This window comes from Vibrio tetraodonis (assembly GCF_003350295.1).
Lineage (GTDB): Bacteria > Pseudomonadota > Gammaproteobacteria > Enterobacterales > Vibrionaceae > Vibrio > Vibrio tetraodonis.
Window position 1 is genome coordinate 116372 of the sequence record NZ_QLYY01000013.1, and the last position, 17228, is coordinate 133599.

Consider the following 17228-nt stretch of genomic DNA (forward strand, 5'->3'; position numbering starts at 1 on the left):
CAATTGATTCTTATTAACTAAAAATACAAATAGGATGATAGTAGTCCGAAGGCTCACTTTCTTTGCGTTTACTTCCTATTAATCAATTTAGGAAGCGCTTTGAAGCTTGCTAACCTAAATCGACTCGTTCTCATTCCTCTTATCACTCTCCATAATGACACAAACACATGTTTGTCTTTGTCTCCACCTTGAAGTCGGCCACTCTTTTCAAGCCAAGTGTCTGAAGTCAACACTTTGCTCATTTCTAATCCATTGGTATTCTTGCGTAGATGTCGATACAAGAAAGTTCGTGCATCACTCCATCGCTCATCTCTTAGCAAGCGATTGAGCACCCACCACGCGGGCATAGGATGATTGCTATAGTATCGTCGAGCAGTCAGTAACATAAGACCAGTGGCTAAAATGATTACAGCAGCGATATAAAACCATAGCGAGTAGGCTCGAAGGAATGACTGAAATGTGTGTTTTGCGATAAAGGTTTTCCCTGCCACTGTGTGTGTTTCAAGTTGTTTGGTTTTGCTGTTCCACCACTGAAATTGGTATTCAGGTAAGCTTAATTCACCACCTTGCTGGATCACGTATACCATTTCTTCCACACGACTTGACTGATAATCACCACGCATGGCCGTATCCGCCAATTTATTGGGCTTGGGATATGCTTGATATTTTGGCGTTGCACGATCAGATAAGATATCCGGCAGTAGGACTGACAGGCTGTCTTTTGCATTAATTACTACAGTTCGCGTAATCGCATCACCCACGTTAAGTTGATCATTAGACGTTGACCAAGTCTGTTTGACATCTACATCGGTCGCAGTAAACCACTGCTCCTCACCGCTTACTAAACCAGAAGGCAATTTAGCTTCAAAACGTATTGGCCTAGTATACAAAGTGCCCGATACGGACTTGCCATTAGGTGCTGACACTTGAACACTCACTGGAATAGGTGGAACCACAAACTTACCCGAAGATTGGGGATAGAGGGTCACTTCCCAACGCTGCCGAGACCAAGTTTTACCTTGTTTTTTCTCAGTGTAATTGGTCGCAAGCTGGTTGCGCTGCTTGGCAATAGCATTGGGTATCTCTATGCGGCCAATGCGAGTACCGCCAGTAAACCAGCGTGGTGTGGCAACCTCAATATTTAGTATGATTTGTTCATTAACGCTGAATGACTGGGGTTTTCGATCGGCTCTCACATCATCTTGCTTGCCAACCCAAGCTCGAAGTTCAACCTTGTTACTGCGCTCAAGGTCTTGAATATTTTGGGCCATTGCTTGATTAGGCGTTGAGATAGCCACCAGCACGATTAACGACAAAACCACTGATGAAAAGTAACGAAATCGGCTTGTTTGAAATACAGTATTCATTATTCTTGCTCCTCTTTTTCAGAGCGACTAACAAGAGCAGATCTCTCACGCAGCTGGATATGAAATTTGGCCTGCAGAAAATATTTTGGATCGGCCTCTACTCGTTTTAACCACTTATCGGCCAATTCTTGGTCGGCAAGAAGTTCGCTGGCACTTAAGGTCTCTTTGATCATCAATTCTGACGACGTTTTCTCATCAGCTCCCTCGGCGGTTTGCGGGTTGTCACCCAGCTCTTTTGAGGCATCATTTTCTGTGCCTGCTTGACTCTCACTCGTTCGATTGATTTCTTTAACAATACCTTGGATAACCTTGAGGTTATGAGCCACATCTGACTTTAGTGGTTCACTTAACGTATCGCTATCAGCCAAAGATTGTAGAATATCACGCGCAGCTAGGTATTCTCGCTGACGAGCAAGCGCACTTGCCGCATTATATAGCCCTAGGTCTTTTGTTGTTTGTGATGAGCTACTCTGCGTTTCAAGAAAAGCACTGTGGGCAAGCTTATACTCGCCAGCATAGTAATACGCCGTCCCTTTCTTCAACGGTTCGGTAAAGTGCTTGGCAGCCTCTAGATAATCTTTGCGATTAAACCAACGCTGACCCTGCTGATTGGGTGTCAGCCACAAGTCCCACCACCATTGATACATTCGGTCTATTGTCGTTCGCTCCTCGAGCACCTCGGTTGTCTCGGCTTTCAATGATACGGGTTGCGCCAAAACCTTGTGAGGCAGAAATGCGGTAATAGAAATAGTTGCCAATAAACACCATTGCACCAACCAGCCTTTACGAAACCACAGCAACATAATCAAAGCGATGGGGATCAGCAATGGATAACCCATATCTTGCCATGGCATAGCCGAATCACCATTAAGCTGCATATTGCGCACTACATAGCGATTTAATGCCTCAATATCGGCATTATCCACCGTCACTTCCACGAGATACCCAGACGTCTCGCTAGCAAGCTGCTTGAGCGAATTTATATCCAGCGGACGATCCGAGATCAGATCCGAATTACCAGTGGCTAAAATTAACAACTGATAGGGCTTGTTGGAAAAATAGGTTTTATAAGCTTTTATCGTGGCTGGATTAACACCATCGGTCACCAGAAGCACAGTTGCGCCGAGTTGACCTTGCAATTGTTGATCGATAAGAGGCAATGCTTCTTCTGCCATTTTCCCTTTTTGGGGCATAATGTCAGGTGAAATAGCCGCTAAAAATGGCGCAAATACTTCGCTGTCTTGGGTGATGGGCATAGCTACATGGGCAGAGCCAGCATACACAATTAATCCCGTTTGCCCTCCCTTTCTTGCTAACAACAAATCACGTATTTTGTGTTTTGCACGCTCTAAACGGCTGGGGGGCAGATCTTTCTGTAGCATCGAATCGCTGGTATCCATGACAACTAGCATAGACGCCTTATCTTCACCAAAAGGTGAGGCTTGGCGCTGCCAAGTGGGCCCAGCACAAGCGATTATCGCAAGCCCAATGATCACGACTAAAAGCTTTAAAGGTAATTGCTTGCGCCAGCCCTGTTCACCCAAAGTGAGAGCTTGGCGTAAATGCTCGGGCAATACATCCTTCCAGCTCGGCTTACTCTCTTCTCGCCATCGCAACCACAAAAGCAACAACATAGGGATGAAGGCCAATAGCCAAAGTGGACGGATAAAGTGAAACTGAGTCACAAACTGTTCGATGTCTAAGCTGTTAACCATGTTTATCTCCAGACATCTCAGCCCCAATCGAAGATGATAGACTGCGGCTCAACAGCCGTTTGCGTTTAATAGTCGCAAGCAAGAATGCGGTTAAATACATCAGCACAACCCAAACTATCAAATAATGGTGAAGACTTTGTTTTGGTCGATAGGTCGTGCTGTTATATAACTTTGGTTCTAATTCACTGATTCGCGCATAGGCCCTTTCAAGCTCATCACGATTGAGCGCTTCAAAGGCTTCACCACCTGAATCCTTTGCAATTCGCATTATGGTGTCTTTATCCAGTGCATTTTCTCCCACTGTTTTCGGGTTGCCCATAGCAATAACATGAATACGTACCCCTTTTGCCTTCGCCACTTTCGCCGCGTCTATCGGCTCTACAAAGCTGCCCGTATCATTACCATCGGTCAAAGCGATAGCGACTTTTTCTCTCTTTCTGTCAGGTACTTGTTCGTTTTTAGCGCTTTGCTCAAACACTTTTATCGCAAGACCAATAGCGTCACCCAGATGCGTGCTTTGCCCCGCCATTGCCACATCAGTTTGCTGGAGCAGCTCGAGCCATACTTGTTGGTCGGCGGTAAAAGGGGTTTGAACAAAAGCAGCGTCACCAAAAAGAATTAATCCGAGCCGATCACCTTGTCTGGTTTTGACAAAATCTGCCAGAACTTCTTTTACAGCGTCTAAACGTGTCACTGACTTACCTTGCTTAGATACAAAGTCTTGTTCTGCCATCGAGCCCGATAAGTCAACAAGCACCATTACGTCACGGCCCAAACTTTCACGCACTTGCGGCGCGCCAAGAATGCTAGGTTTAGCGAGCGCTGTCACTACCAACACCCAAGACAAAGCGAGTGTTGCACGTTGCCACCAGGTTGGCGTTAATTGGCTCGCACCTTCTGAAGGTGTTTCTCCGATGGCTTTAACTAACAAGTTGAAAAAAGGCACTTTTATCGCCACTTGCTTAGTGCGATAAGCAGGAACCAAATAATAGATAACTATTGGCAGTGGCAGCATTAAAAACCAAATGGGATGATCAAATTCAACACGGGATAGTTGGCTGATCAGGGAAAGAAAATCATTCATACTTTCCCCCTACCAATCGATGCAAGCATGTTTTAAATAGAGGTTTGGTCTTTCGATGATTATGACTTTTCATCCAAGCCAGTGCGCGTTGTTTCAATAAAGCGCATTCTGAAGCATCAAGCGAGATATTTGGGTCAAAGACACTTTTAACCCAGCGCTTGCTAAGATCATCGGTAAATTGGACACCCTTAGGATTTAATTCATCAAGCTTATGCAGAAACTTTTCGTCAAATAAAGGCGCGTCACTATTGTCGAGGTAGATAAGAACAATTTTCATAATTGAAAATAACTCTTTTGCATCGCTATCCTGATTGGATTGCAGTTGTGATATTGCCTGAGCGGCTTCACTCCGATAGCGGTTATGCCACCAGTGAAAGGCGATACGATATAACCAGTAGAGAAATAAGACAAAACAGACAGCCGCTAAAATTGTCCAACCTAGGGTCTGAGGCAGCCAGCTAACGCTCTCTGGTACTGCGACATCATGGAGATCACGCAGAATATAGGTACTTGGAGGTGTATGAATTTGAGCCATTTATCGTCTCCCCACCTGCTTTTTAAATTGAGCGATATGGTTACCTGAAGTATCCAGCTCGATATGAGGCAATCTTTTCATCGCCATCAATTCTGCTACAGACTGCCTCTGCTTAGTGGTTTGTTCTGCCAACCCAGCGCTTGCAGCTGCTACTTTTGTTTGGTTGTCGAGGTTTAGCTGATAACGGCCATCTCCAATCACCCATTTCATTTTCACTAAGTCTTTGGGTAATGCTTGCTCAAAGGGATCGCTAATGGTGACGGCCAATACATCGTTGTGCTGCTGAAGCTGCTTTAAATGATCGAGATGATGATCTTCACAATCTCGCCAGTCACTGATAATGATGAAAGTCGATTGTTTAAGCTTCATTCGTTTCAAGAGCGAAACCCAATGCCCAAAATCGACTTTATCTGAATTGAGTGACTGTACGTTTAAGCGTTGATTTGCCTTAGATAGTTGTTTTAGTTGGGCCAATAAGTCATGCTGAGAACGCTTTGCTTTGCTGTGATACAATTCGTTATCTGCTGCAATCACAAACCCAACCCGGTCACCATCTTTTAATACTCGCCATCCACACATCGCACCTAATTCGGCAGCCACGACCGATTTCATTACTTGGGTTGAAGAGAAAAACATCCCGCTTCGCTGATCAACACAAATCATCACGTTACGATCTTTTTCTTCTGTGTAGCTGCGCACATGTGGTTTTCCGGTACGCATGGTCACCTTCCAGTCGAGATTACGAATATCGTCGCCTGTTTGGTAATGGCGCAATTCCTCAAAGTTCAAACCACGGCCACGAAAAAGGGAGTGATGTCTGCCCGACAACACGCTACCTGAGTTTAGATGAGGCAGTAAGCTGAATGATTCGACTTGAGCTTGCAGACGAACCAAACCTGCGTACTCACAATACAAACGAGGATCAAGCCCCTGATTTTTTGGAGCAATTTTCGGCCGAGCCATAATGGTTCCCGCCTATCCGATTTCTACGTGATCAAGCAGCTCTATCACTACCCGTTTGTGATCGACACCGTCTGCAAGGGCATCATGGGACAGGGAAAAACGATGGCCAAGTACTGAGAGAGCCATAGCACGCACATCGTCTGGCGTTACGTGGTCACGCCCCTGTAACCATGCATAAGCCCTTGAGCATTTATCCAAAGCAATTGAAGCGCGCGGGCTGGCTCCTATTTCCAGCCATTTTGTTAACTGAGAATCGGGGTAGCGCTCTGGCTTGCGCGTTGCCATTACCAACGCAACAATGTAGTTTTCAACCAAGTCAGAAACTGTCATTTCAGGCAACTGACGACGCGCCTCCATCACCAAATCTGAGTCTATATGCCATGAGTTTTCCGGCTTCACTGAGATTTTAGCACCCTGCTCTTCACTTCGTACCAGACGAATGATGTCACGCTCTGCCTCATCTTCAGGGTATTCAACGGTGACCTTCATAATGAACCTATCCATTTGCGCTTCAGGCAATGGATAGGTTCCTTCTTGTTCAACAGGGTTTTGAGTAGCGAGCACCATAAAAAGCTCAGGGAGCACGTGAGTTTTATCACCGACTGTGATGGTGCTTTCTGCCATCGCTTCAAGCAGCGCCGCTTGAACCTTGGCTGGCGCACGGTTTACTTCATCGGCTAATACGATACTGTTAAAAATTGGCCCTGCTTGAAACATGAGCTGAGGTTTCCCTTCTAGCTCCTGATAAACTTCTGTCCCTGTCACATCAGAGGGCAACAAATCTGGGGTGAACTGAATACGGCCAAAACTTGTGTTTAGCCTTTGCGCGAGTGACTTTACAGAGCGAGTCTTTGCTGTACCTGGAAGACCTTCAAGTAACACATGTCCATTGGTGAGCAAACTGATAACCAAGGCTTGAACCACATGACTCTGTCCAATAACACTTTCTTCGGTGCGTTTTATCAACTCGTTTATGGCTTGCTGTACGTGATTCATCCTATTCCCTCAATATGCATTGTGTCTGCTGTGTATATCCTACTCATAAGCGCTATAATTATTGGTTATAAACTTAATAGCTACCCAATCGTAAAATCTTACTTCATCGAATTTTATCCACCCGCTCCGACGACCTTAGCCCTCAGTTGCTCAACCACTTGGGGAGGCACCTGCTTACTCAATCGATTTACGCACTGCTCAAAAGCGAAGGCGATACCACCAGCTTTATAATTACGAGCCAAAACATCACACTCAGCGTAGAGGTGTTGAGGATCGCCACCCACCTCATAAGCCCTATTGAGCGCTTGACTAGCCGCCAGAACATTGGTTTTTTCTAGTGCTAATCCATAAACATACCAATAATGTGGGTTACGCTTGGCAGTTTCGGCAGCCTGCTTTAGAAGCTCAATCGCTTTGTTATCGTCACCGAACCTTAACCATGCTAGGCCAGCACTGTAGGGCAATGCGCTCGATTTAGGCTGAGCTTTCATTCCAGCGCTGAGCACCTCTATCGCTTTGGTTTCCTTATTTTGCGCGCGATACAAATCAGCTAAATTCGCGTAGCTATTTTCAAAATAGGGCTCTATCTCTATTGCTTTGTTGTAAGCGTCAATCGCCTTATCGGTTTCTCCGAGATCGCGATAGAGATTACCAAGATTGGTTCTGCCAAAGCCCCTATCCGAGTTAAATATCTGAATGCGCTTATAATCATCAAGCGCAGGTTGGAGCTTCTCTTTTTGAAGTGGGTTCATTTCAGAATAAGAGCGAACCAAAGCACCTGCGGCCTCCGCTCGCACAGACAAAACAGGATCACTCAATAAAGGTTCAAGTATTTGCCACCTGTCGCTGAAGGCGTAACCCGAAGACCCAGCAATGGCGCCAAGGCGGATCATTTCATCATCATGTTTTACCGAACGAGCCAGTGAAACTAGGGTATTTTGCCCAGTATTGCCCCCCATTCGTTCAAGTGCCGACGCACGGATAATATTACTTAGCGAAGAGTCCTGAGCCGAGAATGCCAGAGCATCGGGAGCACCACGGTGGTCAATGGCATCAGCGTAGAAAGCAAGCGAGAAATGGCGTTGGTTACGATAGGTCGAGTTCGGATACAACTTACCGATTTGTGCATCGGCCCATTGCGCCGTTTTGTCCTCGTGACAAGATGTGCAGACATTCGGCGTGTTGATATGCTGACTAAGATCTGGACGTGGCACATGCCAACTATGGTCGCGACGAGGATCAACTTGCATATACGTCGTTTCAGGCATGTGGCAAGTGGTGCATTTTGATGCTTTTGTGCCCGCCGTATGAAACGTATGCTTTTCTGGGCTGTACTCAGATGCCGAATGGCACTGCAAGCATACCGCTTCTTCCGCTATTTTGAGCTGTGCATTATGCGGGTCATGACAGTTAGTGCAGGTCACGCCTTTCTTCGCCATCTCAGATTGTAAAAATGAGCCATAAACATAGACTTCATCGTATATTTGCCCGTCGTGAAGATAGAGCTCTGGCGTAATTAAACTCAGACGATATTTGTCAAAAAATGAGTCATTAACATGATCGCCCGTTTCATTGAGCTGTGTCCGTCGACTATGACACTGCGCACAGGTTTGTACTTGCTGCGTCATGACGATCTCTTTGGGCTGTAACGTGCTGTGACCCTCTTTTTGCACCCAATCTTTCACTGCTTTGGATAAATCGCGGTCAAAACCTAGGTGTCCTATCGCTTGCTGTGAAAGCTTGTCAGATTGCGCCAATTCCATATGCTTACTGGCAGGTCCATGGCATGCCTCACAGCCAACGTTAATCTCAGACCAAGTAGTCGAGTAAGTATTTAATTGGGCATCATAGTTTTTCTGTACATTGGTAGAGTGGCAATCGGCACACATGAAATTCCAGTTTTGTCCGGAATTAGTCCAATAAAACTCATCGGTCGGCATTGTTTCTGGGTAAAGGTGAAACCAGCGCTGTCCGCCTTGTTCTTTGCGTCTTGAGTCCCAAGCAAAAGGCAATAGTTGGACTCTTCCGTCACCAAACTCAACCATGTATTGCTGAAGCGGTTGCCAGCCAAAGGTGTAACTGACTTTATAATCGTGCCAGTTGCCATCCGCGCCTTGAACATTCACCCAGTATTGGTCATTTCTACGATAGAAACGATTCGCTTTGCCGTTAAAAGTGAAAACATAATTATTGAAATCACCCAAAACAGAGTGCGGATCAGCGTGTTTCATGGCCATATCGTGATGGGAGCCTTTCCATGCAGTAAACTGTTTTTGGTGACAATCAACACAGGCTTGAGTACCGACAAAATCAGCCGTTAAAGACTTGGTTGATTGAGAAGTTTCTGAAAACGCGCTTTGTATCCACACCAGAAAAATGACGAGCACAAATAGACGTTGTTTCGCCTGATTACGACTTGCCCACTGAGTCATGACTGCCCTTATAAGAGTTGTTTTTATTTTTTCTCAGCAAAGATAGAAGATATTTCCTTTCAAATACAACAAATTGCACATCATTAAAGGGAGAACTCATACCAAGATCAAAAAAGGGCCACTGAAGGGCCCTTATAGATTCTATTTACCAATTTACTTGTTATGGCTTTCCTGCAGTTTCTCCATAACTTGATCGAGCGAGAAACTGGCCGCTTTTTGTCTTGGTGGGAATTCTACAAACGTTTCTAAGAATTTACCCACATACGCTTGCGCCGGTACCAGCATATACGCACGATCTAACATCCAATCGTAATAAGTATTAGACGTAATATCTGCAACTTCATAAGGATCCATTCTCAGGTTGAAGATCTTAGGTAAGCGAAGCGCCACGAAGGGTTCAGCCCAGATACGCAAAGTACCTTCTACTCTTTGCTCCATAAAAACGATCTTCCAGTTGTTATAGCGAAGTGCGGTAAGATCGCCGTCGTCAGAGAAATAGAACACTTCTTCACGCGGCCCTTTTCTCTCCTCACCGGTCAGATAAGGCAAGAAGTTATAGCCATCAAGGTGAACTTTATAATTAGTTCCACCAACGGACTCGCCTTTGACCAACTTTTCTTTGACATCACTTTGTCCAGCGGCGGCTAAGAAAGTTGGCATCCAATCCATATGATGCATAATTTCATTAGACACACTGCCCGCCTTGATTTTGCCTGGCCAGCGAACCATGGCCGGAACACGGAAGGCTCCTTCCCAGTTGGTATTTTTTTCGCCGCGGAACGGTGTAATACCGGCATCAGGCCAAGTATTCATGTGAGGGCCATTGTCTGTTGAATAAAAGACGATGGTATTGTCTTTGATGCCAAGCTCGTCGACTTTTTTCAGCAACTGACCAACATGATTATCGTGTTCTACCATGGCATCTGCATAATAGCTGATCCCTGTTTTACCCAAATGCTCTTCTTTAACATGAGTGCGGAAATGCATTCGAGTCGCATTCCACCACACAAAGAAAGGTTTGTTGGCTTTTACCGAACGATCCATAAAATCGAGCGCTGCATCCAGAGTCTCTTCATCGACCGTTTCCATGCGCTTACGAGTTAATGGACCTGTATCTTCTATCTTTCCGTCCGCATAAGACTTAATCACCCCACGTGGACCAAATTTCTTACGAAACTCAGGATCTTTCGGATAATCTACGTTTTCAGGTTCTTCCTCTGCATTGAGGTGGTAAAGATTACCAAAAAACTCATCAAATCCATGATTGGTGGGAAGATGCTCGTCTTTATCCCCCAAGTGATTTTTACCAAATTGCCCTGTCATGTAGCCCAGAGGTTTCAAAAGTTCAGCAATGGTGACGTCTTCGGCTTGTAAACCTAGATCAGCGCCTGGCAGACCGACTTTACTTAAGCCTGTTCTCAATACTGTTTGACCAGTGATAAAGGTTGCACGCCCAGCAGTACAAGATTGTTCACCATAATAATCGGTGAACATCATGCCCTCTTTAGCAATGCTATCTATATTGGGTGTTTTGTAGCCCACCAAGCCAAATGTGTAGGCACTGACGTTGGTTTGTCCGATATCGTCACCCCAAACAACCAGAATGTTGGGTTTGTCTGCGGCGATACTGCTTGTCGTCACGCCAAGTAAAGCCGCGGCAAGAATCGCTAGCCGGCGTTTAACGCCATATTTCACTGTCATATAAACCTCTGTTTGTAATAGAAAATGCTTTGCGCACACAAACTTATAGTCGACAAAACAGATCAATGCGAACCTAGTAGCATAAAAATATCTGAACTCAAACCCAGATCTTATAATCATGATGTCTAAGTGAAGTAACGTGATATAAGTCTAGAACCACACACTCTGTCTTTTAGTAAAAATTCATTTAATACCATTTATAAACAAGTGCTTATGAATGTCTATAACCTATGGTTATATGCAGTATAAAGCGACGCCTAGCAAGTACCGCATTATGTTAGTCAGCGACGAAGTGTTAGCACTCAACACTCGTTTTCAACTTACTAACCAATTTGGAGTTTTTATGGCTAACCAAATGAGCAAGCTTGCTATTGGTATCGGCATACTCGCGACCTCAAGCGCAGCAGTGGCCGCAGATAAACCCAATATTCTCGCGATCTTTGGCGATGATGTGGGTTATTGGAATATCAGTGCGTACAATCAAGGCATGATGGGATATGAAACCCCGAATATCGATCGTATTGCCAATGAAGGCGCACTCTTTACTGATCACTACGGACAACAGTCTTGTACCGCCGGGCGCGCTGCCTTTATCACGGGGGAAGAGCCGTTTCGTACCGGATTGCTCACTATTGGTATGCCAGGGTCCTCACATGGAATACCGGATTGGGCACCGACTATCGCCGATCTCCTAAAAGAACAAGGTTATATGACGGCCCAATTTGGTAAAAACCACTTAGGCGATCAAGACCAACACTTGCCTACCAATCATGGGTTTGATGAGTTCTTCGGTAATCTCTACCACCTCAATGCAGAAGAAGAGCCAGAGACTTACTACTATCCTAAAGATCCAGAATTTCGCAAAAACTATGGGCCACGCGGGGTGATTAAATCCTTTGCTGACGGCAAAATTGAAGACACCGGCCCTATGACGCGAAAGCGTATGGAACATGCTGACGAAGAGTTCCTTGAAACCTCACTCGCCTTTATGGAGAAAGCGGTCAAAGCAGACAAACCTTTCTTTATCTGGCATAACACCACACGAATGCATGTGTGGACGCGTTTACAAGAGAAGTATCGCGGCAAATCTGGAGTCAGTATCTATGCTGATGGCATGTTAGAGCATGATGACCAAGTTGGCATCTTACTCGATAAGCTCGATGAACTCGGCGTAGCTGACAATACCATTGTCATCTATTCAACCGATAACGGGGCAGAAACCGTGACTTGGCCAGACGGTGGCGCGACTCCATTCCATGGAGAGAAAGGCACCACATGGGAAGGTGGAATGCGAGTCCCTCAGCTGGTTCGTTGGCCAGGCGTGATCAAACCAGGGTCCAAATATAACGATATGATGGCTCATCAAGACTGGTTGCCTACCCTGCTTGCCGCCGCTGGCGTCCCAGATGTCAAAGAGAAATTGGCTAAGGGTTATAAAGCAAATGGCAAGGATTGGCGCGTTCATATTGATGGTTACAACTTCATGCCTTATTTCCAAGGCAAGCAAGAAAAAGGTCCACGCGAATCTCTGATGTATTTCTCATCTAATGGTGAGCTTAATGCCGTGCGATGGAATGATTGGAAACTCAACTTTGCCACTATGGAAGGGAATATTTCTGACGCAACCCGAGCCACGCCGAACTGGCCTCAGATCATTCACTTGCGCGCCGACCCGTTTGAGAAAGCGCCGAAGGAATCAGGGATGTATCTGAGATGGATGGCAGACAATATGTGGCTATTTGTTCCAATCCAAGATGTGGTTGGCAAATTCACCAGCACGCTTCAAGACTATCCGCTGCAACAAGGTGAAACCATGAATCCGGCTGATATGAGCTATCGCTCGCTCTCTTTGCAGCAAAAGCTTAAGCAGCTTGATGAGTTAAAAAAGCAGTAATCCAAGAATAGGTCCTAAGCGCAGGGACGCGCTACCTTAAGGCTTAACTTAAGGCCAACAATGACGCCGCTTAATCAGCAGGCGTCATCCAACACAGTCTCCATTGATGGTATAGAAATTTGCAGGTTTACCATGAAAACAATCCATAAATTCATTGCTGTAGCGCCAATAATGCTTATCAGCAGCGCCCATGCTGGCGGGCTCTATCTTTACGAAACCTCAACCACGGATATCGGGTTAGCCTCTGCTGGTATGGCAGCTAGGGCCCAAGATTCATCGGTTATCGCGGCCAACCCCGCAGGCCTTGCCAATGTAGAAGGACGGTCTTTTTCCGGTAACTTTATCAATCTCTACGGCGATGCCACTCTTGATACGATAGACGGTGGTGATGCAGGCAATACGATTCGATATGTGCCTTTAGGCTCAGCTTTCTACAGCCAGCAAATCAACGACAAATGGACAATCGGCGCAGGATTTTACGGTAACTACGGCTTAGGTCTGCAATATGAGCATTTATTTTCTAGAGTCGAGGTACCCAGTGCAACCACTCAAGCACTGACATTCCAGCCGTCGGCATCATACCGAATCAATGATCAATTATCAGTTGGGGCCTCTTTAGGCATTCACTATGGTATTTATGACCTAGAGATGCATTCAACGAATTACGAGGCTCTGAACGCAGACCAACACGACTCCGACGTCCAAATTAATGGCAAACTGGGTTTACTATACGAGTTTAGTTCTGACACTCGAATTGGTTTAGCTTACACCAATGAAGCTGAATTTAAGTTTGATACCAGTGACGCACTAGCACCTCAACAGGTCATCTTCAGCGCCTTCCACAATATCAACGATAAACTTGCTGTAATGGGTAACCTAAACTGGCAAGACTGGAGTGATTACCAAACAATAATGGGCGCAGACACCCAAGATACCTATCAAGTCGCCCTTGGCACTCAATACAAAATTAATCAGCGTTTAACATGGAACGCAGGCTTTGCTTATGATTCCAGCATGTACGCCGACCAATCCCATGGCGATATCACCATTCCTGCTGGTAAAGCTTATCGCATAGGCTCAGGCATAGACTACCGTTTAGATAATACCGATACCCTTTCTATTGCACTCGAAGCGACCTTGATTGATTCTTCAGAATTTCAAGGGCCAAATGGTAATACCATCGCGCAATTTAATGACCCAGCGCTGTACTTTCTCAGCTTAGGTTACAGTTGGAACAGTCACTAGTTGTTGGCCCCTTACTAACCGCTTTATTCACCAGTAATTAACCCTAGCTGGTGAATAAGGCCGCCATTTCGCGCTATTACCAACGACATCAATTGCTTTGTCTATACTTCACTCTAGTTACGAATTAATTTGGTGCTGTCATGACAAGGATATACTTGGTTCTAATCTGCGCACTCATTACTCTTTCTTTTAAATCCTATGCAAGCAATCACCTTCAGCAGGTGAAGATATGTATGGGAGACGGCAGCCCTTGGGTGCCTTATACAATATGGGACGAAAGTCTTACCAAAGTTAAAGCAACCGATATCACGGGAATTTTGCCCGACCTAGTCAAAGAGATTTTCAGTAAAACCCGCTACGAATACGTCATCTCTCCCATGCCTTGGTCGAGGGTGATGCGCAACATGCAGTCCAAAGAGTCAGAATGTGATGTCGCGTTATCAGCAAGCTTTAAGCCCGAGCGAGTCGAGCTCATGTACTACTCCTTCCCTTTGTACAAGTTCAGAATTGGCTATTTCTATACGGGCAGTGACAGTGTCTGGGTGGACTTATCGAATATCAACAAGAATAAGGCATGTGGCATAGTGGGTTACAACTACGATAACTTTAACTATAAAAATGATATAAAACTTGTCGATAATGCATCTAAAGCATTGAGTCTATTAAGCAAAAATCGTTGCCAGATATTCTTAAGTGAAATTGACCCTATTTTGTATGGAATGGAAAAAGGTCTGTATCAAATCGATCAAGAGATATATGACTCACAGGATAACCTGCTGTACAAGGTCATTAATGAAAAGGTGTATCACTTGGTCGTGAACAAACAAAGTAAAAATGCCGAAGCCTTATTAGCCGAACTTAATCAAAGACTGGTCGAAATGCATTACGATGGCACGTCCGATGCAATTAAATCCAAGTATTTGAAGAAGTTTGAATAAGCGATAAGTCCATGGCGCAACGTTTACAATCAGAGCACAACTACTTAAACATCTAGCCAGTGAAACAATACAACCTATGATAAGAAAGATATCTTTCCTGCTCCTCGGTAAAGCTTCCAACATTGAGTGGGTATTTAACGCCCCATACATGCAGCACTGACACCACCTTTTCGCTCGCAACTAACAAATCCCCATTTTGGGCAAACGAAATCCATCCTTTATCAAATAGCTTATCTATATGGGGAGATAGCAAAAGACCATTATTACCATCTAAACGTTCTTGATTATTACAATCTCTCCATGGTTTACAATGGCTTGCAATTAGAAACGACTTTTGTTCTAAACCGGTCACTCGGCAACAAGATTCAATACGCTCGAGGTTTTTCCTATATCTACCTTGGCCCTTTCTTGCAGTGATTAGCTGTTCCTTTTCAGTTCCGGTAATACTAGGATCCAAGCGAATGGCATCTGCAACATTCGCTTCGCGGACTTCACATTCAGGATCACTATCTAAGCAATATGATGTGTTGTCATATTCGAAACTAGCGAGTTCGAAAAGAGTATGTGCTAAGTCTTCACTAATACTTGCTAAATAACAGCCCTGATTTCCATTTCCTGATTTCTGAATGGGAGAGTATTTTTCTGGAAGGTATGGTCTAATTTGTTCAATATGATCTTTCGGCCGAAAGGGTTTATCAAAAACCATCCAATCTACTTTGACTAACCAACCCTCATTATCCCAATAACTTCCTTTATCACCAAAATCATCTGGTTTAGTCGCAGAAATGAATGACTCTATAACTTCGCCGGCCGCTCTTATTTCAGCAAATGCAAAAGAAAATACAATATCCCCGACTCGAGTCTGGGGCATGTTTTCGTAACTTTGGTTTCTGGCGCCATTAGCGTTTGTCTTTGGCGACCAAATGTAACCACCTGTAATTTCTTCTTTGTAAGTCTGCTTATGATTTACCCACCAGTACATACTTCACTCTAGTTGCATATCAAACTTAATGCCGAGTGTTGCACATCACTTTTATAAATCCTACATATTATCTCTTAAATCATTGGAATTATTTAAAAATAAGATATTCATCCACTGTTAGATTGAACTATAGATAGTTGATACCAGGCTCTAATGTCAGGAAAGATATTTCGTTTTCATCCGCACTCTGACATCAACTAATTCATTGCGTTTATGAACATTAAGCATTATTACTAAGCTAAAAAGGCTGCTTGAAAATCTCAAGCATGGCTAAAAGTGCCTACATCGCTTTTCATAATATTTTACGAAATAGTATGCCCCTACTTGGAAATTTAGGCGCTGCAATTATTTTCAAAATAATATTAACACCAATGCAATATTAATTATGACACTTACCACACCCTTTACTGCTACCTCCCCCACTATTAAAAGGTCGAGGCACAAAATTGGAACCCGAGTTTAGACCTGAAGTAGTACTCATAATCGTCAAAGGAGGCCGCGGCTTGCCTTGATTACTAATAATGTTTTGTGTCAATGCACCAGCGACTAGCGGACCCACAACGGGTGCTAGAGGACCTGTTGCAGCACCTACACCAGTACCAATCACAGTACCTACAATTGTCGGAGCAACCTGCACATTAGACCCTCCAGCCAAAGAGGTTCCAGCAGAACTACTTAAATTAGATATAACTGCTGTTGCTATATTAGCCGCAGACCGTTTTTTACGGACTTTTGGGGCAGCATATATATGTATGTAACCGTCCATAACCACAAGATGGGTATCGTCAAAAGTAGTAACCCTAAATTGGTCTGGAACTTTCGCACTTTCCCCTGGATACACTAAACCAAATACATTTCTATCAATATCAGATAGCTCAACAATTTCTGTGCCAAATTCTGAATTATGAATATATACAAATTGATACTCTGACTCTAAACAATAGCTGATACCTGCCGATAATTTATACGTAGTATTTTTGGTTAGCTGATGACAAATAGAAGCATTTGAGGAGAGTGAGAAAAATAATAACAAAAATAACAACCTTGACATTCCATACACCTTTAAATGAGAATAAAAACAAGATTCGATATCATATGGAATTATGCAACAGTGTCAATATACAAAATATGCAAATGCTTTATTATTGTCCTGTTTTCTTTGACCTTGAGCGTTTTAACAAATACATTACTACAAGACATGAAATACTTAGGTTTTATAGAATACAGTGCGGGCATAAATGCCGGTTTTATAAGCTTTTTTTCTTTCACTTCAATAGCACTTGTAAACTATGTTGAAAAAAAGAAAGGTTGGGGTTAAATCATTCGCAGAATTTGAGCTGCTATCTCAGTAAAGTAGATCTATAGTCACAACAAGT

General features: G+C 44.2%; 13 protein-coding genes. 3 read left to right on the top strand and 10 right to left on the bottom strand.

Annotation, left to right across the window (positions count from 1 at the left end):
- Positions 1-68 precede the first annotated feature (68 nt).
- From DPF90_RS10265 to DPF90_RS10300, 8 genes are all read right to left on the bottom strand, one after another.
- Entirely contained in the window at positions 69-1367 is a 1299-nt protein-coding gene (locus DPF90_RS10265; RefSeq protein ID WP_114786245.1) for a BatD family protein, read from the bottom strand.
- Positions 1367-3082, bottom strand: coding sequence for a VWA domain-containing protein (locus tag DPF90_RS10270; RefSeq protein WP_114786246.1), 1716 nt, complete (start codon positions 3080-3082; stop codon positions 1367-1369). Before DPF90_RS10270 ends, DPF90_RS10265 begins: the two co-directional genes overlap by 1 nt.
- A complete protein-coding gene (locus DPF90_RS10275; protein WP_114786247.1) occupies positions 3075-4166 on the bottom strand; it encodes a vWA domain-containing protein in 1092 nt (363 codons plus the stop codon). Before DPF90_RS10275 ends, DPF90_RS10270 begins: the two co-directional genes overlap by 8 nt.
- Positions 4159-4701 carry a DUF4381 domain-containing protein gene (locus DPF90_RS10280; protein WP_114786248.1) on the bottom strand — a complete coding sequence of 181 codons (543 nt, stop codon included), beginning with the start codon at positions 4699-4701 and terminating at the stop codon, positions 4159-4161. The genes DPF90_RS10275 and DPF90_RS10280 overlap by 8 nt, the downstream gene beginning before the upstream one ends.
- Entirely contained in the window at positions 4702-5664 is a 963-nt protein-coding gene (locus DPF90_RS10285) for a DUF58 domain-containing protein (RefSeq protein WP_114786249.1), read from the bottom strand.
- A gap of 12 nt (positions 5665-5676) precedes the next feature.
- A complete protein-coding gene (locus tag DPF90_RS10290) occupies positions 5677-6660 on the bottom strand; it encodes an AAA family ATPase (protein WP_114786250.1) in 984 nt (327 codons plus the stop codon).
- Between the two features lie 113 nt (positions 6661-6773).
- Positions 6774-9092 carry a multiheme c-type cytochrome gene (locus tag DPF90_RS10295; RefSeq protein ID WP_114786251.1) on the bottom strand — a complete coding sequence of 773 codons (2319 nt, stop codon included), beginning with the start codon at positions 9090-9092 and terminating at the stop codon, positions 6774-6776.
- A gap of 153 nt (positions 9093-9245) precedes the next feature.
- Complete coding sequence (locus tag DPF90_RS10300; RefSeq protein ID WP_114786252.1) at positions 9246-10793, bottom strand: arylsulfatase; 1548 nt, start codon at positions 10791-10793, stop codon at positions 9246-9248.
- A 343-nt stretch (positions 10794-11136) separates the two neighbouring features.
- Here DPF90_RS10300 and DPF90_RS10305 point away from each other — a divergent pair, with 343 nt between their 5' ends.
- The 3 genes from DPF90_RS10305 to DPF90_RS10315 all read left to right on the top strand — a co-directional run bounded on the left by DPF90_RS10305 (position 11137) and on the right by DPF90_RS10315 (position 14870).
- Positions 11137-12687: an arylsulfatase gene (locus DPF90_RS10305; RefSeq protein ID WP_114786292.1), complete on the top strand. Its 1551-nt coding sequence runs from the start codon at positions 11137-11139 to the stop codon at positions 12685-12687.
- Positions 12688-12819: 132 nt separating this feature from the next.
- Positions 12820-13932 carry an OmpP1/FadL family transporter gene (locus DPF90_RS10310; protein WP_114786293.1) on the top strand — a complete coding sequence of 371 codons (1113 nt, stop codon included), beginning with the start codon at positions 12820-12822 and terminating at the stop codon, positions 13930-13932.
- A 140-nt stretch (positions 13933-14072) separates the two neighbouring features.
- Complete coding sequence (locus DPF90_RS10315; protein WP_114786253.1) at positions 14073-14870, top strand: substrate-binding periplasmic protein; 798 nt, start codon at positions 14073-14075, stop codon at positions 14868-14870.
- Positions 14871-14922: 52 nt separating this feature from the next.
- Here DPF90_RS10315 and DPF90_RS10320 read toward each other — a convergent pair whose 3' ends face one another.
- Both DPF90_RS10320 and DPF90_RS10325 read right to left on the bottom strand, forming a co-directional pair.
- Complete coding sequence (locus DPF90_RS10320) at positions 14923-15852, bottom strand: HNH endonuclease (protein WP_114786254.1); 930 nt, start codon at positions 15850-15852, stop codon at positions 14923-14925.
- A 379-nt stretch (positions 15853-16231) separates the two neighbouring features.
- Positions 16232-16903, bottom strand: coding sequence for a hypothetical protein (locus DPF90_RS10325; RefSeq protein ID WP_114786255.1), 672 nt, complete (start codon positions 16901-16903; stop codon positions 16232-16234).
- Positions 16904-17228 lie beyond the last annotated feature (325 nt).